The following is a 24,115-nucleotide window of genomic DNA, read 5'->3' as shown; positions in this document are numbered from 1 at the left end:
TAAAGAGCGTGATGGCTATGTCACGCTCTTCTTCTTCGCCGTAAGGCAAACACCAGAACCTGGCTTGAGCTAAAAAAATAAAGGGCTCTGTGATGAAAGCACCTGAAATCGCTGCCGACGAGGCACAACGTTTATCGCAGTTGCGTGCGCTGAACATAATGAACACACCAGCGGAAGAACGATTTGATCGTTTAACCCGTCTGGCGCGCCGCCTGTATGACGTTCCTATCGCGTTAGTCAGCCTGCTGGAAGCTGATCATCAGTGGTTTAAATCCGCTCAGGGCTATGAACCCGCAGGATCGCCCCGCGACATCTCCTTTTGCGGTCATGCCATCCTGCAGGATGAGATCATGATCGTTGAAGATGCCGCAGAAGATGAACGTTTTTATGATAATCCGCTGGTTACCGGCGAACCGCATATCCGCTTTTATGCCGGCTGTCCGCTGCGGGCACCGGGCGGCGCTAAAATGGGTACCCTCTGTATCATTGGTCGTGAACCGCGTCAGTTTAATGAAGAGGATCAGGCCACGATGCGCGACCTGGCCGCCATGGCCGAAGCGGAACTGGTCGCCTTTCAGACTGCCACCTGTGATGAACTGACGCAGATCACCAATCGTCGCGGCTTTATGACGCTGGGACAGATGGTGCTGAACGAGTGCCGGCTGAAAAACCGGCCCGCCTGCCTGACCTTTCTCGATCTCGACAAATTTAAGCAGATTAATGACACGCTGGGCCACCGCGAAGGCGACCGCGCGCTGATGGACTTTGCCGATGCGATGAAAGTGGTGTTCAAGCATTCGGATCTGTTTGCCCGTCTGGGCGGCGATGAGTTTGTGGTGCTGTTTAATGGTCTGCAGCAGCAGCAGAGCGAAGCGCTGCTCCTGCAGTTTGACCGTTATCTGCAACAGCAATCAGTCAGTCTGAACCGCCGTTACCGCCTGCAATTCTCGTCCGGCGTCGTGGAGTTTGACGCGGCGCATCCGCAATCGCTGGAGCAGTTGCTGCACGACAGCGATGAGCAGATGTACCTCAGTAAAAAGCAGAAACGCGTGGCGATCTAAGGTCAGGCGCCGCAGCGCCTGACGGTTCAGGGACGCGCCAGATCGTCGAGCAGCGTCTGGTTAAATTTTGCCGGTTCTTCCATTTGCGGCGCGTGTCCCATACCGGGGAATTCGATTAAGCGCGCCCCCGGAATGCGTTTTGCGACCTCTTTCCCCAGTACCGCGTAATCACCCAGCCGGGCTTTCACCTCTGCCGGAGCGATATCACTGCCGATGGCAGTCGTGTCTGAGGTGCCGATCATCAGCGTGGTGGGCACTTTCAGATCGCCGAATTCATAAAATACGGGCTGAGTGAAGATCATGTCGTAGATTAAGGCGGAGTTCCACGCCACCTTCTGGTGCCCTGGCCCACTGTTGAGTCCGGCCAGCATATCAACCCACTTGTCATATTCGGGTTTCCAGCGACCGACATAGTAGGTCTGCTGCTCATACTTCTTAATGCCCTCTGCGCTGAGTTTGAGTTCGCGCTGATACCACTGATCCACGGATCGCCACGGTGCGCCTTTGGCTTTCCAGTCCTCCAGCCCGATCGGGTTAACCAGCACCAGCTTCTGTGTCTGTTCCGGGTACATCAGCGCATAACGTGTTGCCAGCATCCCGCCAGTGGAGTGACCCATAATCACCGCCTTCTTCACACCCAGTCGGGTGAGCAGCTGATGGGTGTTATCTGCCAGCTGCTGAAAACTATACTGGTAACTGGCTGGCTTAGTGGAGCTGCAGAAGCCAATCTGGTCGGGCGCGATAACGCGATATCCCTGCTGACTGAGTGCGCGAATGGTCTCTTCCCAGGTCGCGCCACAGAAGTTTTTACCGTGCATCAGCACCACGGTTTCGCCGTTGGCCCGTTGCGCCGGTTTCACATCCATATAGCCCATACTCAGCGTCTGCTGCTGGGATTGAAAATCAAAATGCTGCAACGGATAGGGGTATTGAAATCCTTCCAGCTGTTCGCCATACACACCAGCGGCACTGGCAGGTGCATGAGCAAATAACGCCAGCGAGGTGAGCAAGGCGGCAAGCGGTTTTTTCAGCGCGTATGTCGGGCTCATCCGGGGGGTTCTCCAGGTTAAAGGTGAGCCGTAAGCCTGGCATGTCGCAGCCAAAAATCTATTGATGTGCCGTGCTATAGCCGTGATTACAGAGACTCCGGCAAGGTAAACCGTGAGCCTGGCTGCGGACTCACGCCTCGTTTTGATTATTGTCCCGCGGAATCACTTATTCATTCACCTACAATTACCAACAGATTAATCACAATTCATCTTTTTTATTAATAACACCCCTTCAAATGAATATCTTCAGAGATAACGATTAAAATCCTGAAAAATCTTTACGCAAAGAATAAGCACATTAAGATAAATATTTTAGAATCTTCTTAAATCAAACAGGGGGTTCTATGAACGAAAATAAATATAACGAAAGCGTGATCGTCTCTATCACGGAGTGGATTAATAATAATCTGGACCAGCGTTTAAGCGTGGATGATATTGCAGAAAAGGCGGGTTACTCTAAGTGGTATTTACAGAAACTTTTTGCCCGTTATCACAATGAAACCCTGGCGCGATATATTCGTAAGAAAAAGCTTAACGCCAGTGTTCATGATTTAAAAAACAGCCGCACGCCCATCATCAGCCTGGCGCTGAAATACCATTTTGAAAGCCAGCAATCTTTTACCCGATCTTTTAAGCAGATTATGGGTTGCACGCCGAGCGTCTGCCGTAAACGTCTGATGAAGGACGAGGCAAAGCAGCAGCTGGCCGACGTTGATGATCCCTGTGCGCTGTGCAGTTACGGTCGGGCGGAAAGCTTAAAGCAGAGCTGTGGCGTAACAGTCCGGCCTGTTACGCGCTCAGCGCGCGGATATGCGCCATCAGACGCTTTCCGCGAAATAGGTTAATCAGGATTCATCCGGCTGATAATATTGCACACCAATCTGAATACGCTCACGTCCCTGGGTGACGCGATGACGATTGGTGTCGCGCAGTGAATAGACACAGCCACAATATTCCTGCTGATAGAAACTCTCGCGCTTGCTGATTTCAATCATGCGCGATGACCCACCACCTTTACGCCAGTTAAAATCCCAGTACATCAGATCCGGATACGCCGCCGCTGCGCGGACTCCGCAGCTGTTAATCTGCTTCATATCTTTCCAGCGCGAAATACCCAGGCAACTGGTCATCACCGGAAAGCCGTTCTCATGGGCATAGAGTGCCGTACGTTCAAAGCGCATATCAAAGCACATGGTGCAGCGTTCACCCCGTTCCGGTGACCACTCCAGGCCGCGCGCCCGCTCAAACCAGTTATCCCGGTCATAGTCCGCATCAATAAACGGCACACCAAATTTTTCGGCAAAGCGAATATTCTCCTCTTTACGCAGCTCATACTCTTTGAGCGGATGAATATTCGGGTTGTAGAAATAGATCGTGTATTCAATGCCGGATGCCAGCATCGCTTCCATCACCTCACCCGAGCAGGGTGCGCAACAGGAGTGCAGCAGGACTTTTTTATGACCGCCCGGCAGAGGCAGCGGCTGACGCTGGAAAGGTTCAGACATAAGCACCTTCAATCAATAGCAGTAAAGCGGCAGTGTAATGCCGCAGGCGGGCAGTTGCAAAACCTGACCTGACGCGCCCTGTTTTGCGTAATCGTGCCCCGGCCGCAGTTTCCCTCTCCTGAACCAACCCGCTGATCTCTGATGCTTTCTTATCGCAGCAATGCTGTGTGGCACCGGTGATAGCCGGAAGTGTGATCGCCCCCACACTGGCATCGACTATGTTTACATAACATTAACAATATTGACACAGAACCCCCGCAAGGAGACTCGCATGGTCGCGGCAAAAAAATCGGGAAATCAACAGAACCGCTTTACCTGGTTCGTCTGTTTTATGGCTGCGCTGTCCGGCCTGCTGTTTGGTCTGGATATCGGCGTCATTGCAGGTGCCTTGCCGTTTCTGGCGAAGGATTTGCAGATCACTAACCATCAGCAGGAGTGGGTAGTGAGTTCGATGATGTTTGGCGCGGCGCTGGGCGCACTGGCGGCGGGCTGGATGTCATCAAAGCTGGGACGCAAGAAAAGTATGCTGGCGGGCGCGACGCTGTTTGTCATTGGCTCGCTGTGGTCAGCCTTCTCACCGGATGTGGAGTCGCTGGTCTGTGCCCGCGTGATGCTGGGTCTGGCGGTTGGGATCGCCTCTTACACCGCGCCACTCTATCTGGCGGAGATTGCGCCTGAACGTATTCGTGGCTCAATGATTTCGATGTACCAGCTGATGCTGACCACCGGCATTGTCGTGGCCTATCTCTCCGACACCGCGTTCAGCTACAGCGGTAACTGGCGCGGGATGCTCGGCGTGATCGCCATTCCGGCGGTGATCCTGTTTATCGGCGTGCTGTTTCTGCCCAACAGTCCGCGCTGGCTGGCGGCGCACGGACGCTTTAACGAGGCGCAGCGGGTGCTGGATCGGCTGCGTAACAGCAGCGAACAGGCCCGGGAGGAGCTGGAAGAGATCCGGGAAAGCCTGCAGGTGAAGCAGCGCGGCTGGTCGCTGTTCCGTTCTAATGGCAATTTCCGCCGCGCGGTGTGGCTGGGTATGCTGCTACAGGTTATGCAGCAGTTTACCGGCATGAATGTGGTGATGTATTACGCGCCTAAAATCTTCAACATCGCCGGCTTCTCCAGCACCAGTGAGCAGATGTGGGGCACGGTGATTGTCGGGCTGGTCAATATGCTGGCCACGCTGATTGCGATCTTCTTTGTCGATCGCTGGGGTCGCAAGCCGATGCTCACCACCAGTTTTCTGGTGATGGCGGTTGGCATGGGCGTGCTGGGAACGCTGTTGCACATCGGCGTTGAGACAGATTTCCGCAAATACTTTGCTGTCGCGATGCTGCTGATGTTTATCGTCGGCTTTGCGATGGCGGCCGGGCCGGTGATCTGGCTGCTCTGTTCAGAGATTCAGCCGCTGAAAGGGCGTGATTTCGGCATTACCGCCTCCACCACCACTAACTGGGTCGGCAATATGATTGTTGGCGCCACCTTCCTGACCATGCTGGATCAACTGGGTAATGCCAACACCTTCTGGTTCTACGGCGCGCTCAACCTGGTGTTTATCGTGCTGACGCTGATGCTGGTACCGGAGACCAAACATGTGACGCTGGAGCACATTGAACGCAATCTGATGAAGGGTAAAGCGCTGCGTGACATCGGGGCGTAACCGCCCCGCTTCAGCCTACCACTGCAGTTGCTGGCCGGCGTAATCGACATAGTGATGACCACCGCGACCGCGCCACTGGATCAGCTGCTGGACGATACCGGCGGCACTCTCTTCTGCCGTCAGGGGCGCACTCTCGCCGCCCATATCCGTTTTCACCCAGCCGGGATGCAGCGTCAGCAGCGTCCCGCTCTGCGCTTCCACTGCCGGAGTCAGCGTGCGGCTCAGCATATTCAGTGCGGCTTTGCTTGCCGAGTAAATCGGCATCTGCGCCTCCGGATTTTCATTCAGGCTGCCGAGCTGAGATGAGGTCAGCGCCAGCACGCCTTCCTGTTTCAGCAGCGGCAACAGGATCTCTGCGCTGCGAACCGGGGCTATCGCATTGGTCAGGAACAGTTGCGCCAGCACCTGATCGTCACTCTGCGACACTTTCTGGTGCGCAGGCCCGGAAATCCCGGCGTTAATCAGAATCGCATCGAACGACTTGCCACTAAGCTGACTGGCAAACTGTTGAACCGCTGATGAGTGAGTCATATCCAGCGAATGCCAGTGAATGTCTGGCCGGTTACCCTGCTCCGGGATGCCACTACGATGCGTGGCCGTAACCTGCCAGCCCTCATCGGCAAAGGCCTGTGCCACCGCGAGACCGATACCGCGTGAAGCACCAATAATCAGAACCTCTTTTTGCTGAGCCATATTCATTCCTCGTTGATTGTCTCGTCACAAGCTTAACGGTAAATCTGCCCAGGCAGCGGCCAGTTGTGCTTTTTAGCCAGACGACCGCACTGCAGGTAAAACCCCACGGCGTAGCGCTGTTGATGGTTTTCCATCATTAAATCGCTTTATCTTTTACTTTTAACCGGTTAGAAGAGATAAACAGTCTGGCAGGCAGCAGTCAATTTGCCATTTTCGCATGGAGTCTGAATGAAAAAGCTCACCTTAGAGGTGGTGGCAAAAATGGCAGGCGTCGGGATTGCGACGGTCGATCGGGTGCTGAATGAGCGCGGCGGTGTCTCCCTGGAGACCAGCCGCAAAGTCCTGAAAGCCGCGCGCGAAGTGGGGCTGAAGCGTCTGCTGCCAGAGGAGTACCAGCATCCGTGGCAGATTGAGGTGTTCCTCAGCAATAACGGCTCATCCTTTTTTCAGCAGCTCACCACCCATTTCAGCGAGGTCGCCAGTCAGCTTGGCTATCGCCGCCTGAAACTGCACAAAACCCTGGTGGCCGAAGCGCAGCCTGAGCAGCTGGCGCAAAGCATTATCGCCCGCAGCAGCACCCGCGACGGCATTATTGTTTTTGCGCATGACTCGCCGCCCATCTATCGGGCACTGGCGCTATGCCGCAGCCGCAATGTGCCGGTGATCACCATCGTCACCGATCTGCCCGATGCCGACCGCTTGTGTCATGTTGGTATCGACCAGTATCAGGCGGGACGCACAGCCGGACTGCTGATGAGTAAGACAGTGAACCAGCCCGGCGACATTCTGATGGTCAGTGGCCGTTTTGATTACCGCGCCCATCGTCAGCGCATCGCGGGATTTCGTGAGGCCATGGAACAGCGCGCGCCGCAGCGTCATCTGCGTGAAGTGCTGTCGGGTCAGGATCAGCGGGAAACCATCCGCAGTGAACTGGCTCGCCATCTGCGTCCGTCGCAGGCGATTGCAGGGGTCTATAACACCGGCATGGGGAATAGTGATGTCAGCGACACCCTGCGCGCCCACCAGCTGCTGGGTAAATGCACCTACATCACCCATGAGCTTTATGATGTCACCCGCCAGCTACTGCTGAACGATGAAGTGGCCTTTACCCTGGATCAGCATGCTCAGCAGCATGCCCGTTTAGCGATTGATCTGATGCTGAGTCATCTCGAAACCGGCTATCAGCCGGATGTCTATCAGGCGGGCAAAGTGGCCTTTCGGCTGTTTACGGCGGAAAATATGGTGTGAGGTGGAATCTGTTTCCCCTGATGAAGCGCTGTCATTAAGGGAAACAGATCGGGCTCGATTAACCCGCGGCATCCCGGCTTTTATCGTCCGGGCTGTCCGCATCGTCATTACCCTGGCTCTTCTCCACTTCCTGCGGATGTCCCATCGAAAGCGCAGCCGCACTGGCCGGGTCGAACAGCGACAGACTCTCAATCTGGTCAACCATGATCACTTTACGGAACGACATCGCATCTTTGGGTTTCGAGTCGAGCGTGATGTCGTGCTCGGCGTACCACTTGCTGTAGTTATGTTCCACCGCCAACTTCAGCGTCTTGCTGTCGCGATATCCGCTCAGCATCGGGATCAGCACGATATTTTTGGTGCTCTCATATTCAAAAGTCGAAGCATGAATCATGCCGATGTAAATGCGGCGCGACTTCATTGTAATCCACGCCAGTTCGCCCTCTTCCATGCACTGAAATAACAGTTGCTCCACACCATTAGAGCGTGACAGCTGCTGATAGAGGTCTTTACGACCGGAGACGTTCAGTCGTGCACTGCCTGCCCAGTTTGAGCGGTAAAGGCAGAGAAGAATGGCAAAGGTGAGCATGATCACCACGGGAGCCTGGATGCCCAGGAAACTCCAGTTCATAAACTCCACCTGCCACTTCAGGTGGACGCCGGGGATCATCTGGACGGCGTTGGCGATGCCGGAGATACAGAGCAGCACCAGCCAGATGATACCGGTCGCAAACACACCCTGCAGGACGAAAATACAACCGTAAAGCGCGACCAGGAAATAGACATCCCAGCCCGACGAACGACGGATTTTAAAGCGGCTGTTCAAATCACGGCTGGTGTACCAGTAACCACTGACCATCAACACCATAAATATTGCGGTACCCACCTCACACTCCCTTTAACGTATTCACGTGGCGGGCAAAATCTTCATGGACTTCCTCGCTCAGCGTGTTGACCGAGATATTGCCGTTTTCATCAATAATGATGCGCTCACCTTCAGCGATCGAGTCGTTGATATCCTGACGGGTCATGATCTGCAGAAACTTATCCGGACTGGCAAAGACCGACTTAACAAATTTAAACATAGCGATCCACTTGTTGGCCTTAAAATTGAAGTATGTGACCGAATCCACACTCTCGCCTGTTTAATTTCGGGTGAAATTTCTTAAAATCAATTAATTAGCGAAGCGGTAGTCACCTTGCCCATGCCGTTTTCCGCTGAAATCTTCAACGTAACCAGCAGCATGGCGTAGCAGCATCGTATTTTTACCGTGCAGGTCTGCAACGACGTCACATCGCCTCTCTGCCAGGAAGCGCTAAGCTCATTGGTTAGCCGCTTTCTGTCACCCTGTCTGAAACGCATCGAGGAATGTTTGCATGAAACTACGAACACTGGGCCGTACCGGTCAGCGCGTCTCCGAAATTGGCTTTGGCGCATGGGCCATTGGCGGAACCTGGGGGGAAGTGAGCATGGAGGATGCCAAAGCCGCGCTGAATGCTGCGCTGGATGCGGGCATTACCTTTATTGATACCGCCGATGTCTATGGCGATGGCCGTTCCGAAAAAATCATCGCAGAGGTGCTGAATCAGCGCGGCGGTGAACGTCCGTTTGTCGCCACCAAGCTGGGGCGTCGCCTCTCGCCACATGTGGCTGAAGGTTACAATGCTGAAAACCTCAACGCCTTTATTGACCGTTCACGCGAGAACCTGCAAACCGACACGCTGGATTTAGTGCAGCTGCATTGCCCGCCGACCGAGGTCTACTACAACCCGGACGTCTTTGCGGTGATGGATGAGATGGTCGCTGCCGGAAAAATCCGTCACTACGGTGTCTCCGTTGAGAAAGTTGAAGAAGGTCTGAAGGCGCTGGAGTTTCCAAACGTCTCGTCAATTCAGCTGATCTACAACATTTTCCGCCAGCGTCCGGCTGAACTGCTGCTGCGTGAAGCGAAACGCCGTGATGTGGCGATCATCGCCCGTGTGCCGCTGGCGTCGGGCCTGCTGACCGGCAAAATGCGTGCCGACAGCGTGTTTGCCGCTGACGACCACCGCACCTTTAATCGTAATGGCGAAGCGTTCGATAAAGGCGAGACCTTTTCCGGCGTACCTTATGAGGTGGCGCTGGAGGCGGTTGAAGAGATTCGCCGCTTTGTCACTGGCGACACCACCATGGCGATGTTTGCCCTGCGCTGGATCCTGATGAACGAAGATGTCAGCGTAGTGATCCCTGGCGCGAAAAACCGCGAACAGGCTGAAGCCAATGCCCGCGCCAGCGATGTCGATGCGCTCTCTGCAGATACGATGGCGGCGCTGAAGCAGATCTATCAGGAGAAGATCGCGCCTCACGTGCATCAGCGCTGGTAAGCGCCTTACAACGCCTGGGCGCAGGCCCAGGCGGAACTCCACGCCCACTGGAAGTTATAGCCGCCCAGCCAGCCGGTGACATCAGCCACTTCACCAATAAAGTAAAGTCCCGGCACCGCACGCGCCTCCATCGTTTTCGAGGAGAGCTGTGTGGTATCCACGCCGCCCAGCGTCACTTCAGCAGTTCGATATCCCTCGGTACCGTTTGGCTGAATGCGCCATGCGTGCAGCGTCTGCGCCAGCTCGGTTTGCTGTTTGCTGTTAAGTTGCTTCAGAGTGATATCCGGCACCACCTTCAGCGCCTGCAATACTTCCACCAGACGCTTCGGCAGGATTTTCGCCAGGCTGTTCTTCAGGCTGAGATTAGGGTGTGCTTCACGCTGCGCCGTCAGAAACGCCTCAAGCGGCGTGGCAGGCGACAGATCGATGGTGACGAATTCTCCGGGTAGCCAGTAGCTGGAGATTTGTAACACCGCCGGGCCGGAGAGGCCGCGGTGGGTAAACAGCATCGCCTCTTTGAAGCGGGTGCCATCCTGCGCATCGATAGTGGTCTCCAGCGCGACGCCTGACAGCGTCTGCAACTGCTCCAGCAGCGGCTTGTGCAGGGTAAAGGGCACCAGCGCCGCCCGCGTCGGAAAGACGCTCAGCCCGAACTGCTCCGCTATTTTATAGCCAAACGGCGTGGCGCCCAGGCCAGGCATCGACAGACCGCCGCTGGCGATGACCAGCTTCTCCGCCTGAACCGTGCTGCCGTTAAGTTGCAGGGTATAGCCGCTTTCATCGCGCGCCACGCTGAGCACTTCACTGCGCAGCCGCAGGGTGACATTGCCCTTGTCACATTCGGCCAGCAGCAGATCGACAATCTGCTGGGCGGAGTCGTCGCAGAAGAGCTGGCCCAGGGTTTTCTCATGCCAGGCGATACCGTGGCGGTTAACCAGATCGATAAAATCCCACTGGGTATAACGCGCCAGCGCCGATTTACAGAAATGAGGATTGTGCGACAGATACGCCGCCGGTTCGGTGTAGAGATTGGTGAAGTTGCAGCGGCCACCGCCAGACATCAGAATTTTACGTCCCGGCTTTTTGCCGTTATCCAGCAGTAACACGCGGCGTCCCCGCTGCCCGGCCTGGGCGGCGCAGAACAGCCCTGCGGCACCGGCACCAATGATGATAACGTCAAACTGTTCCACTACGACTCGCTCACTTAACTGGAAAGGCGCAGATTGTAGTGATCTGCTCACTGAGACGCCAGCGACAAAAAAATGCCGCAAATGTGTCATATTGTATCTGTCTAATATCTAACCCTTTTTCTCTGAGTTACCCTTACGCCTTACATCGAAAGGTTAAATTAGCGCTATATTTTCCTTTCCCATACAGCACGTTGTCGCGGATAATGCGCCGCGTTCATGTCCTCCAAAAATGGCGTAACGTTTATGCTACATCTGTTTGCTGGTCTAGACCTCAGTACTAGCCTGTTATTGGTTCTTGCCCTGCTGTTTGTATTGTTTTACGAAGCGATCAACGGTTTCCACGACACGGCCAACGCAGTTGCGACGGTCATCTATACGCGTGCCATGCGTGCCCAGCTTGCTGTGGTCATGGCGGGTGTATTTAACTTCCTTGGCGTGCTGCTCGGTGGATTGAGTGTCGCTTACGCTATTGTTCATATGCTTCCCACCGATCTGTTGTTAAACGTTGGATCGGCTCACGGTCTCGCCATGGTGTTTTCTATGCTGCTGGCGGCGATTATCTGGAACCTCGGCACCTGGTATCTCGGTCTGCCAGCCTCCAGCTCCCATACGCTGATCGGCGCCATTATCGGTATCGGTCTGACCAACGCCCTGATGAGCGGAACCTCGGTGGTTGATGCGCTCAACATCCCGAAAGTGCTGAACATCTTCCTTTCTCTGATCCTGTCGCCGATTGTCGGCCTGGTGATGGCGGGCGGCTTAATCTTTATACTGCGTCGCTACTGGAGCAATACCAAAAAGCGTGCGCGTATTCATATGACGCCTGCTGACCGTGAGAAGATCGACGGCAAGAAAAAGCCGCCGTTCTGGACCCGTATCGCCCTGATTGTTTCGGCAATTGGCGTGAGTTACTCCCACGGTGCGAATGACGGTCAGAAAGGGATCGGCCTGATCATGCTGGTTCTGATTGGCGTGGCACCTGCTGGTTTCGTGGTAAATATGAATGCCTCCGGTTACGACATCACGCGAACCCGCGATGCAGTCAATCACCTGGAGCAGTATTATCAGCAGCATAACGCCTCGCTGACCCATATCATCCAGATGGCACCGCCTAAGCTGCCAACGCCGGAAGAAGTGCCAGCAACCAGCCCGCAGGAGTTCCACTGTGACAGCGCGCGCGCATTACAGGCGGTACAGGGTGCGCAGGTGTTGCTGAATAACCTGCAGAGCTACGATCAGCTGACGGTTGATCAGCGCGGTCAGATGCGTCGTCTGCTGCTGTGTATCTCCGATACCGCCGATAAAGCGGCTCGTCTGCAGGAAACCTCGCCAGATGACAAACGCTTCCTCAATAAGCTGAAAAGCGACCTGCTTGGCACCATCGAGTATGCGCCTATCTGGATTATTGTGGCCGTCGCGCTGGCGCTGGGCATCGGCACCATGATTGGCTGGCGTCGTGTTGCCACCACCATTGGTGAGAAGATTGGTAAAAAAGGCATGACCTATGCGCAGGGTATGTCAGCACAGGTGACAGCAGCGCTGTCGATTGGCGTCGCCAGCTATACCGGCATGCCCGTCTCCACCACGCATATCCTCTCCTCATCGGTTGCCGGTACCATGCTGGTCGACGGTGGCGGGCTGCAGAGCCGGACCATCAAGAACATCGCCATGGCGTGGATCTTCACCCTGCCGGTCTGTATTCTGCTGTCAGGTTCGCTCTACTGGATTGCCTTAAAACTGGTGTGATGCCAGCTAAAAAAAGGGCGACGCAAGTCGCCCTTTTTTAATGCCAGATCGCCAGCGCCACCAGACTGATGACCACCAGTCCGCACAGCGCACTGGTCAGCATAAACTGCCCCCGCACCCGCTCGCAGCGCCGGATAAACTCATCGTCGTGATGATCAAGATAGCGCTTTGCCCAGATATAAGTGACCAGCCGCACCTGCTTGCTCGGCTGGCCATGAGAGGTGAAAAAACCCGCCCCATCGACATACTGATACAGCAGCGGATCACAACCGCGTAAGACCGCCAGCAGAGCGCGCAGGGATGAAAAATAGCGCGCCATATTCACGATACACACCACGCAAAGCGCCCAAAAAAGCGCAATAGTGCTGATCATATTCTCCCCCTCCCGGCTGGAATCGCAGCAACAGGCCCAGCGTCAGACACTGAGTCCACCTGCAGAAATAACCAGCCACTGAATCACCGGACTGCGAAAGTTTTTCGACCCCCTGAGCGGTTGCGAATCGGACCGCCTTTTTTCAGTGTAGGAGAAATCTTTACATTTTTTCCAACGATGATTTTCGTTCAGCGCGAGTAAATCTGGCATAGCCTTGATCTTATTCATAAGCCAGGCGGCAACGGCAGCATTTACAGTGGGAGAAGGCTATACTGAGGACATAACAACATCATCACCTGCAATGCAGGTAGACACTTTGGTGGCGCTCATCGCCCGCTCGCGCAAGGGATTTCGCTAAGCTGTGACGCGGCAGGAACACCGGATGCCATCCTTAACCTCGTGAAAGGAGTTTTATCATGGCTTATAAACATATCCTGATTGCAGTAGACCTTTCTCCCGAAAGCCAGTTGCTGGTGGATAAGGCCGTCTCGCTGGCTCGTCCGTACGATGCCAGAATTTCCCTGATTCACGTTGATGTCAATTACTCCGACCTCTACACCGGCCTGATTGATGTCAACTTAGGGGATATGCAGAAGCGTATCTCTGAAGAGACGCATGCGGCGCTGAAAGGGTTGTCAGATGCGGCGGGCTACCCGATCAGTGAGACGCTGAGCGGCAGTGGCGACCTCGGCCAGGTACTGGTTGACGCGATCAGAAAATATGACGTTGACCTTGTAGTATGTGGTCATCATCAGGATTTCTGGAGCAAGCTGATGTCCTCAGCCCGTCAGCTGATCAACACCGTGCATATCGACATGCTGATCGTGCCGCTGCGCGATGAAGACGAGGCGTAATTTCGCCGTATAAATGAATAAAGCCGGCTCTGCGCCGGCTTTTTTATGCTTTAAAGCGGTGGGTAAATATCAAAGCGATGGCTTTTGGTCACCACGGCCGCCTGCGTCACAATACCCGCCAGCGGCGGGGCGTAGTCTGGCCGTTTAACCACGATGCGTTTCTTCGCCAGCCGACGAGCGGGTTCCAGTAATGCGTCAGCATCTTCATCCGGCCCCACCAGCGACTGAAACACCCGCATCTCCTTTTTCACCAGCGCACTTTTCTGGCGATGGGGATACATCGGATCGAGATAGACCACATCTGGCGGCGGCGTGATATCCCCCAGCGCCTGTGCGCTGGCCGCGTGAATCAGCGTCAGGCGATCGCGCAGCCAGGAGCCAATTTCCGCATCCTGATACCCGCGCTGCAATCCATCTTCCAGCAGCGCAGCGACAACAGGATGACGCTCCAGCATTCGCACCCGGCAGCCCAGCGCCGCCAGCACAAACGCATCACGTCCCAGCCCGGCGGTGGCATCGACCACATCCGGCAGATAACCCCCTTTGATGCCGACCGCTTTGGCAACGGCTTCGCCGCGTCCACCGCCGAAGCGACGGCGATGTGCCATTGCGCCGCTGACGAAATCAACAAAAATACCGCCCAGCTTTGGCTCATCACGCTTGCGCAGTTCAAGGTGCGTCGGAGTCTGCACCAGCGCCAGCAGTGCGTCTTCATCATGCTCCAGCTGCCAGCGCTGCGCTAAACGTGATAAGGCGCCGTCTCCGGCGCCTGATTCATCGATCAAACAGATTTTCACGAACCGACTTATCCCTGAATGCCGTAATGTTCCAGCATCGCATCGAGCTTCGGTTCACGGCCACGGAAGCGTTTGAACAGCTCCATCGGCTCTTCAGAACCGCCACGCGTCAGGATGTTATCCAGGAATGACTGGCCGGTTTCACGGTTGAAGATGCCCTCTTCCTCGAAGCGGGAGTAAGCATCCGCCGCCAGCACGTCTGCCCACAGATAGCTGTAGTAACCCGCCGCATAGCCACCCGCAAAGATGTGGCTGAAGGCGTGCGGGAAACGGCCCCATTCCGGACCCGGAACCACTGCCACGCGGCTTTTCACTTCGCGCAGGGTTTCCAGAATCTGTGCGCCTTTCTCCGGATTAAACTCGGTGTGCAGGCGGAAATCGAACAGGCCGAACTCCAGCTGACGCAGGATAAACAGCGCAGCCTGATAGTTCTTCGCCGCCAGCATTTTATCCAGCAGCTCTTTCGGCAGCGGTTCGCCGGTTTCAAAGTGGCCCGAGATAAAGGCCAGCGCATCCGGTTCCCAGCACCAGTTCTCCATGAACTGGCTTGGCAGTTCCACTGCATCCCATGGCACACCGCTGATACCGGAGACGCCAGGCGCTTCGATACGGGTCAGCATGTGATGCAGGCCGTGACCAAACTCATGGAACAGGGTGATCACTTCATCATGGGTGAACAGCGCAGGTTTGCCTTTCACCGGACGGTTAAAGTTACAGGTCAGGTAGGCAACCGGCTTCTGCAGGCTGCCATTGGCTTTACGCATCTGGCCGACGCAGTCATCCATCCAGGCACCGCCACGTTTATGTTCGCGGGCGTAGAGATCGAGATAGAAGCTGCCGCGCAGTTCGCCGGTTTCATCGAACAGATCGAAGAACTTCACGTCAGGATGATAAACCTCAACGTCGTTACGCTGCTTCGCCGTGATGCCGTAAATGCGTTTCACCACTTCAAACAGACCGGCGACCGCACGCTCTTCCGGGAAGTAAGGGCGCAGTTGCTCATCGCTGATGGTGTAGAGATGCTGCTTCTGCTTTTCACCGTAATAGGTGAGATCCCACGGATTAAGCTCGGTCACGCCGTGCTCTTTACGGGCAAAGGCGCGCAGCTGCTCCAGCTCTTTTTCACCCTGCGGACGGGCGCGTTCCGCCAGGTCATTAAGGAAGTCGATTACCTGGGACGGGCTTTGCGCCATTTTGGTCGCCAGCGATTTATCGGCGTAGGAGTCGAAGCCCAGCAGCTGTGCCAGCTCGTGACGCAGCGCCAGCTCTTCCGCCATGATTGGGCCGTTATCCCACTTACCGGCGTTCGGACCCTGATCGGAGGCGCGCGTCGCATAGGCGCGATACATCTCTTCACGCAGCGCAGCGTTGTCGCAGTAGGTCATGACCGGCAGATAGCTTGGGATATCCAGCGTCAGCAGCCAGCCTTCCTGCTCTTTGGCTTCAGCCTGTGCTTTAGCCGCCGCCAGCGCGCTTTCCGGCATACCGGCCAGCTCGCTTTCATCGGTAATCAGCTTGCTCCAGCCCATGGTGGCATCGAGCACATTGTTGCTGTAAGCCGAACCCAGCTCAGAGAGGCGCGCGGCGATTTCGCCGTAGCGCTGCTGTTTATCTTTTGGCAGGCCGATACCGGAGAGTTCGAAATCACGCAGGGCATTATCGACCGCTTTCTTCTGCGCCAGATCCAGTGCAGCGTACTGATCGCCCTCTTTCAGGTTGCGATACGCCTGATAGAGCCCTTCATGCTGACCAACCCAGGTGCTGTATTCAGAGAGCAGCGGCAGCGTCTGCTCATAGGCTTCACGCAGCTCCGGGCTGTTTTTCACCGCATTAAGGTGGCTGACCGGTGAGAAGATACGGCTCAGGCGATCGTCAGTTTCCGCCAGCGGCTGAACCAGATTATCCCAGGTATACGGCGCACCCTGCGCCACGACTTTTTCGACTTCTGCGCGACAGTGGCTCAGCACTTCCGTCACGGCAGGCACCACATGTTCAGGCTTAATGGCAGAAAAAGGGGGTAGCGTAAAAGATGTCAGTAGCGGATTGGTCATAGCGCAGTCCTTTATAGATGTATGGGGCGCAGCGGGTCGCGCAACGCAATCTAAGTAACATGCGGCTTAGTGTAGCGAAAATCAATGGCAGCCAGGATGAGGTGGGGAAGAAACGCGCGAATAGCAGCACGGAAGATGCACGCTTTTATCTCATGCACATGATGCTGGCTGGCGCGTCGGGGAAGATTTGCGGTCGCTTTCCGTGACTGCGTGCCGGGAACCACACGCCCCGCCCTGAGCGGCTTGCGGTAATCCCGATTTGTTATCACGCTTCTGGCCCATCAACAGGTCATCCCTGATATAATCGCGGATTCTCATGCTTTTCCTGCGTCGGTTGCTGTGCGTCGTTCTGTGGGTAATACGTGAGGTAATAATTGGTATAAATTGATTTTCCATCAATTAAAACCTTATACATTCAACAGGATAAACAATGCTGAGTTATCGCCATAGCTTCCATGCTGGCAACCACGCCGACGTGCTGAAGCACACCGTTCTGAGCCTGATCATCACGGCGCTGAAAGAGAAAGAGAAACCGTTTTTCTACCTGGATACCCATGCGGGCGCAGGTCGCTATCAGCTTAGCGGCGAGCACGCCGAGCGTACCGGTGAATATCTGGAAGGCATCTCACGTATCTGGCAGCAGCCCGATGCGCCGGAATTGCTGCAACCCTATTTTGATGCGATTCGTGCGCTGAACCGTAGCGGCACGCTGCGCTACTATCCGGGTTCGCCACTGATTGCCCGCCATCTGCTGCGTGAAGATGACAAACTGCAACTCACTGAGCTGCACTCCAGCGACTATCCGCTGCTGCGTAACGAATTCAGCAAAGACAACCGTGCCCGCGTCGATCGTGCCGACGGTTATCAGCAGTTAAAATCGAAACTGCCACCGCCGTCACGTCGCGGTCTGGTGCTGATCGATCCGCCGTATGAGATGAAAAGCGACTACCAGGCAGTGGTGAAAGGGATTCAGGAAGGCCATAAACGTTTTGGCACCGGCGTCTTTGCGTTGTGGTATCCGGTGGTTTTACGCCAGCAGATCAAACATATGCTGCGCGACCTGGAAGCGACCGGCATTCGCAATATTCTGCAAATCGAACTGGCGGCCCGTCCGGACAGCGATCAGCGCGGCATGACCGCCTCCGGCATGATCGTGATTAACCCGCCGTGGAAGCTGGCCCAGCAGATGAATACCCTGCTGCCGTGGCTGCACCAGAAACTGGTTCCGACGGGTACCGGCCACTACGCGGTTAACCAGATCGTACCCGAATAACTCTCTTTGTCTTCTACGCCGCTCACTACCGGTGCGGCGGCGTTGTACCAGGTCTTTACCATGTGGATCATACTGGCTGGCGCGCTGGCCGCGCTGCAACCGGCCCGACGGCTGGCATTATTATTACTGGCGCTCGCCACACTGCTGGGTTTTTATCAGGACGTGTTAGCGTGGCCGGTGCTGCTGCTGTTTACCGGCACCGCCGCTGTGGTGGCACTCCGTATTTATGACCGTGACCATCATCGACGACAAATAGTGACCGAAGCGCTGCTGGTGCTGATCGCCATCGGGTTGCTCCTCCATCTTTTTCCAGGCTTTAATAATCCCCTTAAGGCAGAGGATGTGCAGGCCGGACCGCACAGCGTGCCTTTCAGCTTCGGGTTTAACTTTGATAAAGCGCTTATTCCTTTTGTACTGCTGGCCTGCCTGCCGACGCTGTTTCGCGCGCCTGCCACGCCACCACGCTATCGACTACCCGCCGCACTGGCGCTGATCGCCGCCATTCCGCTGCTGCTGTACTGCGCGGTATTATTGGGCGGATTAGCGTTTGAGCGACATACACCGGACTGGCTGGGCCCATTTATGCTCGCCAACCTGTTCTTTGTTTCGCTGGCGGAAGAGGCCCTGTTTCGTGGCTATCTGCAGCAGCGATTAAAGCAGGTAGTGGGCGGCATCCCGGCGCTGTTACTGAGCGCGCTGCTGTTTGGTCTGGTGCATCTGAGCGGCGGCCTGTTGCTGGTGATCTTCGCCACCCTGGCCGGGCTGTTATATGGGCTGGCGTGGCACTGGAGCGGCCGCTTATGGCTGGCGACCGCCCTGCATTTTGGCCTTAACCTGACCCATCTGCTGTTTTTCACTTATCCCGCACTGCATCATTAGAGGTTAAAAACCGCCAGATCCCAGGCCAGCTCGGTGCAGGGAAAAATCGTCTGGCACTCCGCCAGCAGGCGGTTCATGTCTTTTGCCAGATAGCGTGAACTGAAATGGGTGGCGATCAGCCGTTTTGCTCCGGCGCGTTTTGCCACTTCGGCGGCCTGCAGTGTGGTGGAGTGCCCGCGCCCGTTGGCTTTTTCCACCATCGCGGCCTCCAGCGTGGTTTCATGCACCATCACATCAACATTGGCCGCCAGTTGCAGCGCGACCTCAGTAGGTGCCGTATCGCCAAAGATGGCCAGCGTTTTGCCGGGTGTCGCGGGGCCAAGATAGTCAGCACCGTTGATTACCCGCCCATCTTCCAGCGTCACGCATTCACCCTGCTTCAGCTGCTGAAACCACGGGCCGCGTGGCACCCCTTCCGCTTTCAGCCGCGCAGCATCCAGCAAACCGGGTTTATCATGCTGTTCAATGCGATAGCCAAAACACTCCACCGGATGGCTCAGCGGCCAGGCGCTGATACGAAACTCACCGTCGTCCAGCGTCCAGCCCGCCTCAATCTCAACGATGGTCAGCGGGTAGTCGGTGTAAGAGCCGCTGATCGACAGCGCCGTCTCAACAAAGGTTTTTAATCCCCTGGGGCCATAGACCGTCATCGGTGTGGTCAGCCCGGCCATTGACCGGCTGGTGAGTAATCCCGGCAGCCCGAAAATATGATCGCCATGCAGATGGGTGATAAAAATCTTATCCAGCTTGCCCGGTTTGAGGCTGGAGCGCATAAACTGTAATTGTGTGCCTTCCCCGCAGTCGAACAGCCAGGTTTCACCACTCAGCGCGCGGGTAAAAGCAATAGACGTGACGTTACGTTGCAGGCTGGGAGCACCGCCGCCGGTGCCGAGAAAAGTAAGGTGCATGGTATGCTTCCCTGTAAGCGAGTGAAAAAACAGAACCCTATTACAATCATAGGCGCAAACTTTGCGTCATTTCGACCCGCAGCGTTACACTCAACCCCAATTTTTTATGCAACCGGATGGATACTTCAATGACCCGACATTTCGACTATCTCGCCATTGGCGGCGGCAGTGGCGGCATCGCCTCAATTAACCGTGCGGCTATGTATGGCCAGAAATGTGCCCTGATTGAAGCGAAAGAGCTGGGCGGCACCTGCGTGAACGTGGGCTGCGTGCCGAAGAAAATCATGTGGCATGCCGCGCAAATCGCCGAAGCGATCCATCTCTACGGACCGGATTATGGCTTCGACACCACCGTGAATCGCTTCGACTGGGCCACACTGGTGAAAAACCGCAGCGCCTACATCGATCGCATCCACAACTCCTATGACAACGTGCTGGGTAAAAACAAAGTTGAAGTGATCAAAGGCTTTGCCCGCTTTGTCGATGCGCACAGCGTTGAAGTCAACGGCGAGATTATCACGGCTAACCATATTCTGATCGCCACCGGCGGTCGTCCGGTCCACCCTTCTATTCCGGGTGCAGAGTACGGCATTGATTCCGACGGTTTCTTTGAGCTGGACGCGCTGCCAAAACGCACTGCGGTCATCGGCGCAGGCTACATTGCGGTTGAGCTGGCTGGCGTGGTTAACGCGCTGGGATCGGAAACGCATCTGTTCGTCCGTAAACACGCGCCGCTGCGCAGCTTCGATCCGCTGCTTACCGAAACGCTGGTCGAAGTGATGAACAGCGAAGGCCCGGCGCTGCACACCGAATCTATTCCAAAAGCTGTGATTAAAAACGGCGATGGCAGTCTGACGCTGCAGCTGGAAAACGGCAGCGAATATACCGTGGATTGCCTGGTCTGGGCGATTGGCCGCGAGCCCGCCAACGATACCCTGAATATTGACGCCGCTGGCGTCGCGCTGGACGACAAAGGCTATATCAAAGTCGATAAATTCCAGAACACCAATGTGTCAGGCATCTACGCCGTGGGCGACAACACCGGTGCGGTTGAGCTGACGCCGGTTGCGGTCGCGGCGGGCCGTCGTCTCTCTGAGCGTGTGTTTAACAACAAACCGGACGAGCATCTGGATTACAGCAATATTCCGACGGTGGTGTTCAGTCATCCGCCGATTGGTACCGTGGGACTGACCGAGCCGCAGGCACGGGAACAGTATGGCGACGACCAGGTGAAGGTTTATAAATCGTCATTTACCGCCATGTACACTGCGGTAACCCAGCATCGTCAGCCGTGTCGCATGAAGCTGGTCTGTGTGGGTGCAGATGAGAAGATTGTCGGCATTCACGGTATCGGATTCGGCATGGATGAGATGCTGCAGGGCTTCGCTGTGGCGCTGAAAATGGGTGCCACTAAAAAGGACTTCGATAACACTGTCGCGATCCACCCAACCGCAGCGGAAGAGTTTGTGACGATGCGTTAATTCCCCTAACAAAATACTATTGGGAAAAACTGGTCATCAGGGCCAGTTTTTTCCTGCAACTGCGCTCAACGAAAATTAATGCGCCCGCTGACGCGAAATGTAAAACCTGCGTTTCTCTTCATATTTTCAACACCCAGCAAGAGCCAGGCTGATTAACAGCGGAAAAACCGAACCGACAGTAATTAAATCCATTTACATATGAAATTATTTAATGACTACCGATTATATTCACAGTCCCGGCGTCCATTTCCACAGGATTATCGTTAGTGAATTTATCGCTGTGCTTAATGAATGTTTGAAGTGATACGACTGCTAAATAACCTCTCCACGCTGTCGCCTTTGAGGAGATAGCCTTTCTTCGAAACTCTCAGGATCACATCATCACTTAAACCCAGAAAAAAGAGCTTCGACTTTAAATTAGACATAACCTGCCAGACCCGCTGCGTAGAAGAACTCAGTCCATGTTTATCCCAGACGTTCTCCATCAGTTCCGAATCCGTGACAACATCGACGGTGGCATTTTCAAAAAGATACTCTAATACGTGCGACATGGTTTTTCTCAGGATGATATCTTCACCATACCCATTCAGACAAATTAGTCGCTTTGTCTTGTGTAAATAAACCACGTTCCCTTCAATAAGATAGCCAATAAAATTTACTTCATTACCCGGTAGCATGAGGTTCTCCAGAACAATGATGAAAACAAGATAATAACTTTTATTCAGGTATTTAAAAAACATCCCTTCATTATTTGTACATCACTTTTTAATCAGCCCTGGCCACGCCTTTCCATTGTTCCTGGTCTGTAATAGCGATGCCTCGATGATCGTCATGCATATAACCCTTTGTTGTGTGTTAAAATCCTGGCTATCCACCTCGCCACATCGTTAATAAAAAGTAATAATAAATAAGTCTGTTCTGGCGGAGAAGCAGACTGACCTTAATACTCATCCGACAGAATGCAATAAGATGTTGTTGCTTATTATCGCCGGCAAGAAAAACTTAAATATTTCTTAGTTAAATCAGAAACCACCGATAAACTGACCAGGATGGATTGCTGTCTGATTTGCCTCATCTTATGCGTAGCCGTTATGAAATCATCTAACGTTAACGAAGACAATAAAGTGGGATTTTTATTTTAGTTCAAAACTTACGGGTTTTATCACGGCCATCTGTAGCAGAATCAGCCAAAATAAAGCTTAAAAGAAGAATCGCTTTGGATTGAAAGACGATTGCGTCATCCGAACACGCCCGCTTCAACGCTTTCATTAGTTTTTTTATAATCCATAAGACCTGATATTTCTGGCCAATTTTTGATCTGTATCAACTGGCAATATATCGGTGGAAAAAGCAAAGTAATGGCGGAAAAACAGAAGCAAAAGATATGAGATAGGAATGTTCTTTGCCCGGGAATCAATCAGATCCGTTTGTTTATTAAGATAATTATTAAAGCGTCCTTATTTAGCTATTTTGTACCGTACTAACGGCAGGAGATTTTCATCTTATTGTATACAGAGTCAGAAATAAGCGTGAGTGCCCCTTAGCTCCGTACACCCTCGTTAACGTGATAAATAAGAATGAGTTATTAATGCGCCGTGACCTGTCAGCATAGTCCGCTGATATCAATATTGAGGGGCTGGGTCTGGGTCTGGATTGGGAGATTTAAGATGGCAGAGGGCGCAGCATTAACCGGGACCGGGACAAAAGGCCACCTTCGATCTGGTGACCTTGCGCCAGGCAGGGGGAGAACGGATCCCCCGGTGCAGTCGTGCACCGCGCCAGTGCAACTCAGCTCACGCGATCCAGCCAGCGAACATAAGCCTGATCCCATAACGCCGCTGGCGTGCCCGCCTTGCCAAGGCCAAAGCCATGCCCGCCTTTGCTGATCTGAATCAGCTCAACCGGCACACGATTACGGCGACAGGTGTCGCGCATCAGCTCGGTGTTAAACGGATTTGAGGTGTGATCGTCCTCGGCCTGCGCCAGAAACGTCGGCGGATATTGCCGGGTTACGTAGTTCTGCACTGACCAGTTCGCCTCATCCTGCGGCGTGGCATTTTTGCCGACCATCATCAGATGGGTATTGGTGTGCTGATAAGGCGCTTCCAGGGTGATGACCGGATAGATCAGACCCACGCTGTCGACTTTGGGCACCACTTCATCCAGCGGATCGATGGCCGGATAGGATTCAAAGTCCGGACGCGCCGCCGCCAGCCCCAGCAGATGCCCACCTGCCGAGAAGCCCAGCACATGCACCTTGCGCTCAAAGGATCGCACCAGCCGGATGGCACGCTGCGCATCCTGCAGCGGTGCCAGCCGCCCCGCCTGCCACTTCTCATGCGGCAGCCGGTAGCTGAGCACATAGGCGGTATAGCCATTGGCATTGAGCCAGCGCGCGACCGGCCAGGCTTCGCGTCCCATGCCGATCCAGCGATAACCGCCACCCGCTGCAATTAATACCGCTTCACCATTCGGATTTTCCGGTTTAAAGCGCTGAATCGCCGGGCTGACGATATTTGACCAGGAACCGGTGCTGTTAATATGCAACTGGCCCGATGGGCCGCCGCCGCCGGGCGGATCGTCCGGCCAGAGGGGAATAATGTCATCGCGGGCAAATATTTTGCCGGTGGTCATGGAGAGCCCGAGCGCTCCCGTGCCGAGAATAAAGCGTCGACGCGTAATCATAATGCCTGTTATGTGATACCAGAAGAGTGAGCAAACCGTTGCGGCAGGCTGCAGTAGAATCAACAGATGCAAGTCGGGTGCCATGGCTGGCGATTATGTACGCAATGGCCCCTGAAAAGCCATAAAAAAACGCGCCCGCCAGGCGTAATGCTGATCAGTTAAGATTAGATTTGTAAAGGCTGTCACGGTCAAACGTGGCAGCTTTTTTCCGGGCGAGCGAGCCGCAGTGCGGGCCTGAGCACCTCTGCTGCTGCCGGGCCGTCCTCGCGCCGCTCACGCGGTACCTTCGGCTTTGACG

Annotated in this window: 22 protein-coding genes; 10 read left to right on the top strand and 12 right to left on the bottom strand. The window is 54.7% G+C overall.

From position 1 onward, the window contains the following. The first annotated feature begins 92 nt into the window (after nt 1–92). Nucleotides 93–1,061 carry a diguanylate cyclase gene (locus HFD95_RS16825; RefSeq protein WP_010253370.1) on the top strand — a complete coding sequence of 323 codons (969 nt, stop codon included), beginning with the start codon at nt 93–95 and terminating at the stop codon, nt 1,059–1,061. A 26-nt stretch (nt 1,062–1,087) separates the two neighbouring features. On the opposite strand, the gene HFD95_RS16820 is transcribed toward HFD95_RS16825, so the two are convergent. Beyond that, complete coding sequence (locus HFD95_RS16820) at nt 1,088–2,110, bottom strand: alpha/beta fold hydrolase (RefSeq protein ID WP_167430525.1); 1,023 nt, start codon at nt 2,108–2,110, stop codon at nt 1,088–1,090. A 344-nt stretch (nt 2,111–2,454) separates the two neighbouring features. Between HFD95_RS16820 and HFD95_RS16815 the strand changes: the two genes are divergently transcribed. Further along, nucleotides 2,455–2,955 (top strand): helix-turn-helix domain-containing protein, encoded by a 501-nt coding sequence (locus HFD95_RS16815; protein WP_124890388.1) that lies wholly within the window; start codon nt 2,455–2,457, stop codon nt 2,953–2,955. Here the strand turns inward: HFD95_RS16815 and HFD95_RS16810 are convergent, their stop codons facing one another. After that, nucleotides 2,956–3,615 carry an epoxyqueuosine reductase QueH gene (locus tag HFD95_RS16810; RefSeq protein ID WP_022623997.1) on the bottom strand — a complete coding sequence of 220 codons (660 nt, stop codon included), beginning with the start codon at nt 3,613–3,615 and terminating at the stop codon, nt 2,956–2,958. It lies immediately after the preceding gene. A gap of 271 nt (nt 3,616–3,886) precedes the next feature. Here HFD95_RS16810 and HFD95_RS16805 point away from each other — a divergent pair, with 271 nt between their 5' ends. After that, nucleotides 3,887–5,275, top strand: a complete 1,389-nt coding sequence (locus HFD95_RS16805; RefSeq protein WP_010253379.1) for a sugar porter family MFS transporter — start codon at nt 3,887–3,889, stop codon at nt 5,273–5,275. 15 nt (nt 5,276–5,290) lie between these two features. Here the strand turns inward: HFD95_RS16805 and HFD95_RS16800 are convergent, their stop codons facing one another. After that, a complete protein-coding gene (locus HFD95_RS16800; RefSeq protein WP_022623996.1) occupies nt 5,291–5,968 on the bottom strand; it encodes an SDR family oxidoreductase in 678 nt (225 codons plus the stop codon). 228 nt (nt 5,969–6,196) lie between these two features. Here HFD95_RS16800 and HFD95_RS16795 point away from each other — a divergent pair, with 228 nt between their 5' ends. Then, nucleotides 6,197–7,216 (top strand): LacI family DNA-binding transcriptional regulator, encoded by a 1,020-nt coding sequence (locus HFD95_RS16795; protein WP_010253385.1) that lies wholly within the window; start codon nt 6,197–6,199, stop codon nt 7,214–7,216. Nucleotides 7,217–7,274: 58 nt separating this feature from the next. Here the strand turns inward: HFD95_RS16795 and HFD95_RS16790 are convergent, their stop codons facing one another. Both HFD95_RS16790 and HFD95_RS16785 read right to left on the bottom strand, forming a co-directional pair. Then, nucleotides 7,275–8,102 carry a hypothetical protein gene (locus HFD95_RS16790; RefSeq protein ID WP_010253387.1) on the bottom strand — a complete coding sequence of 276 codons (828 nt, stop codon included), beginning with the start codon at nt 8,100–8,102 and terminating at the stop codon, nt 7,275–7,277. Nucleotide 8,103: 1 nt separating this feature from the next. Next, the gene (locus HFD95_RS16785) at nt 8,104–8,301 is read right to left on the bottom strand and encodes a hypothetical protein (protein ID WP_010253388.1); all 198 of its coding nucleotides are present in this window, start codon (nt 8,299–8,301) and stop codon (nt 8,104–8,106) included. Nucleotides 8,302–8,593: 292 nt separating this feature from the next. On the opposite strand from HFD95_RS16785, the gene HFD95_RS16780 reads away from it, so the two are divergent. Further along, nucleotides 8,594–9,580: an aldo/keto reductase gene (locus HFD95_RS16780; protein ID WP_010253389.1), complete on the top strand. Its 987-nt coding sequence runs from the start codon at nt 8,594–8,596 to the stop codon at nt 9,578–9,580. 5 nt (nt 9,581–9,585) lie between these two features. Here HFD95_RS16780 and HFD95_RS16775 read toward each other — a convergent pair whose 3' ends face one another. Next, nucleotides 9,586–10,770 (bottom strand): NAD(P)/FAD-dependent oxidoreductase, encoded by a 1,185-nt coding sequence (locus HFD95_RS16775; protein WP_010671506.1) that lies wholly within the window; start codon nt 10,768–10,770, stop codon nt 9,586–9,588. A 243-nt stretch (nt 10,771–11,013) separates the two neighbouring features. Here HFD95_RS16775 and pitA point away from each other — a divergent pair, with 243 nt between their 5' ends. Continuing rightward, complete coding sequence (gene pitA / locus HFD95_RS16770; protein ID WP_010253391.1) at nt 11,014–12,516, top strand: inorganic phosphate transporter PitA; 1,503 nt, start codon at nt 11,014–11,016, stop codon at nt 12,514–12,516. A gap of 37 nt (nt 12,517–12,553) precedes the next feature. On the opposite strand, the gene uspB is transcribed toward pitA, so the two are convergent. Then, complete coding sequence (gene uspB / locus HFD95_RS16765; RefSeq protein ID WP_010253393.1) at nt 12,554–12,889, bottom strand: universal stress protein UspB; 336 nt, start codon at nt 12,887–12,889, stop codon at nt 12,554–12,556. 416 nt (nt 12,890–13,305) lie between these two features. Between uspB and uspA the strand changes: the two genes are divergently transcribed. Then, on the top strand, nt 13,306–13,743 hold the full coding sequence (gene uspA, locus HFD95_RS16760) for a universal stress protein UspA (RefSeq protein WP_010253396.1): 438 nt from the start codon (nt 13,306–13,308) through the stop codon (nt 13,741–13,743). A gap of 50 nt (nt 13,744–13,793) precedes the next feature. Here uspA and rsmJ read toward each other — a convergent pair whose 3' ends face one another. Further along, on the bottom strand, nt 13,794–14,540 hold the full coding sequence (rsmJ, locus tag HFD95_RS16755; protein ID WP_167430524.1) for a 16S rRNA (guanine(1516)-N(2))-methyltransferase RsmJ: 747 nt from the start codon (nt 14,538–14,540) through the stop codon (nt 13,794–13,796). An 8-nt stretch (nt 14,541–14,548) separates the two neighbouring features. Next, nucleotides 14,549–16,591 (bottom strand): oligopeptidase A, encoded by a 2,043-nt coding sequence (prlC, locus tag HFD95_RS16750; protein ID WP_167430523.1) that lies wholly within the window; start codon nt 16,589–16,591, stop codon nt 14,549–14,551. A gap of 430 nt (nt 16,592–17,021) precedes the next feature. On the opposite strand from prlC, the gene HFD95_RS16745 reads away from it, so the two are divergent. Both HFD95_RS16745 and HFD95_RS16740 read left to right on the top strand, forming a co-directional pair. After that, nucleotides 17,022–17,864, top strand: coding sequence for a 23S rRNA (adenine(2030)-N(6))-methyltransferase RlmJ (locus HFD95_RS16745; protein ID WP_008926315.1), 843 nt, complete (start codon nt 17,022–17,024; stop codon nt 17,862–17,864). A gap of 60 nt (nt 17,865–17,924) precedes the next feature. Next, the gene (locus HFD95_RS16740; RefSeq protein WP_167430559.1) at nt 17,925–18,743 is read left to right on the top strand and encodes a CPBP family intramembrane glutamic endopeptidase; all 819 of its coding nucleotides are present in this window, start codon (nt 17,925–17,927) and stop codon (nt 18,741–18,743) included. On the opposite strand, the gene rnz is transcribed toward HFD95_RS16740, so the two are convergent. After that, entirely contained in the window at nt 18,740–19,651 is a 912-nt protein-coding gene (gene rnz, locus HFD95_RS16735; RefSeq protein ID WP_022623987.1) for a ribonuclease Z, read from the bottom strand. The two genes, HFD95_RS16740 and rnz, sit on opposite strands and share 4 nt — an antisense overlap. Before the next feature lie 128 nt (nt 19,652–19,779). Here rnz and gorA point away from each other — a divergent pair, with 128 nt between their 5' ends. Continuing rightward, nucleotides 19,780–21,132, top strand: a complete 1,353-nt coding sequence (gorA, locus tag HFD95_RS16730) for a glutathione-disulfide reductase (RefSeq protein ID WP_167430522.1) — start codon at nt 19,780–19,782, stop codon at nt 21,130–21,132. 284 nt (nt 21,133–21,416) lie between these two features. On the opposite strand, the gene HFD95_RS16725 is transcribed toward gorA, so the two are convergent. Together HFD95_RS16725 and HFD95_RS16720 are read right to left on the bottom strand one after the other, a co-directional pair. Continuing rightward, nucleotides 21,417–21,809 (bottom strand): helix-turn-helix domain-containing protein, encoded by a 393-nt coding sequence (locus HFD95_RS16725; RefSeq protein ID WP_236352054.1) that lies wholly within the window; start codon nt 21,807–21,809, stop codon nt 21,417–21,419. Nucleotides 21,810–22,920: 1,111 nt separating this feature from the next. Next, nucleotides 22,921–23,817 carry an alpha/beta hydrolase gene (locus HFD95_RS16720; RefSeq protein ID WP_022623984.1) on the bottom strand — a complete coding sequence of 299 codons (897 nt, stop codon included), beginning with the start codon at nt 23,815–23,817 and terminating at the stop codon, nt 22,921–22,923. Between the last annotated feature and the right edge of the window lie 298 nt (nt 23,818–24,115).

The sequence above is a fragment of the Pantoea sp. EKM10T genome, from assembly GCF_011800685.1.
GTDB classification, from domain to species: Bacteria; Pseudomonadota; Gammaproteobacteria; order Enterobacterales; family Enterobacteriaceae; genus Pantoea; species Pantoea agglomerans.
This window is presented reverse-complemented; position numbering and strand designations above follow the sequence as displayed.

Bases quoted from the DNA above. Each gene is read 5' to 3' on its own strand.
- HFD95_RS16825 (WP_010253370.1), top strand. From the start codon at position 93: ATGAAAGCACCTGAAATCGCTGCCGACGAGGCACAACGTTTATCGCAG.
- HFD95_RS16820 (WP_167430525.1), bottom strand. From the start codon at position 2,110: ATGAGCCCGACATACGCGCTGAAAAAACCGCTTGCCGCCTTGCTCACC.
- HFD95_RS16815 (WP_124890388.1), top strand. From the start codon at position 2,455: ATGAACGAAAATAAATATAACGAAAGCGTGATCGTCTCTATCACGGAG.
- HFD95_RS16810 (WP_022623997.1), bottom strand. From the start codon at position 3,615: ATGTCTGAACCTTTCCAGCGTCAGCCGCTGCCTCTGCCGGGCGGTCAT.
- HFD95_RS16805 (WP_010253379.1), top strand. From the start codon at position 3,887: ATGGTCGCGGCAAAAAAATCGGGAAATCAACAGAACCGCTTTACCTGG.
- HFD95_RS16800 (WP_022623996.1), bottom strand. From the start codon at position 5,968: ATGGCTCAGCAAAAAGAGGTTCTGATTATTGGTGCTTCACGCGGTATC.
- HFD95_RS16795 (WP_010253385.1), top strand. From the start codon at position 6,197: ATGAAAAAGCTCACCTTAGAGGTGGTGGCAAAAATGGCAGGCGTCGGG.
- HFD95_RS16785 (WP_010253388.1), bottom strand. From the start codon at position 8,301: ATGTTTAAATTTGTTAAGTCGGTCTTTGCCAGTCCGGATAAGTTTCTG.
- HFD95_RS16780 (WP_010253389.1), top strand. From the start codon at position 8,594: ATGAAACTACGAACACTGGGCCGTACCGGTCAGCGCGTCTCCGAAATT.
- pitA (WP_010253391.1), top strand. From the start codon at position 11,014: ATGCTACATCTGTTTGCTGGTCTAGACCTCAGTACTAGCCTGTTATTG.
- uspB (WP_010253393.1), bottom strand. From the start codon at position 12,889: ATGATCAGCACTATTGCGCTTTTTTGGGCGCTTTGCGTGGTGTGTATC.
- uspA (WP_010253396.1), top strand. From the start codon at position 13,306: ATGGCTTATAAACATATCCTGATTGCAGTAGACCTTTCTCCCGAAAGC.
- prlC (WP_167430523.1), bottom strand. From the start codon at position 16,591: ATGACCAATCCGCTACTGACATCTTTTACGCTACCCCCTTTTTCTGCC.
- HFD95_RS16745 (WP_008926315.1), top strand. From the start codon at position 17,022: ATGCTGAGTTATCGCCATAGCTTCCATGCTGGCAACCACGCCGACGTG.
- HFD95_RS16740 (WP_167430559.1), top strand. From the start codon at position 17,925: ATGTGGATCATACTGGCTGGCGCGCTGGCCGCGCTGCAACCGGCCCGA.
- rnz (WP_022623987.1), bottom strand. From the start codon at position 19,651: ATGCACCTTACTTTTCTCGGCACCGGCGGCGGTGCTCCCAGCCTGCAA.
- gorA (WP_167430522.1), top strand. From the start codon at position 19,780: ATGACCCGACATTTCGACTATCTCGCCATTGGCGGCGGCAGTGGCGGC.
- HFD95_RS16725 (WP_236352054.1), bottom strand. From the start codon at position 21,809: ATGCTACCGGGTAATGAAGTAAATTTTATTGGCTATCTTATTGAAGGG.
- HFD95_RS16720 (WP_022623984.1), bottom strand. From the start codon at position 23,817: ATGATTACGCGTCGACGCTTTATTCTCGGCACGGGAGCGCTCGGGCTC.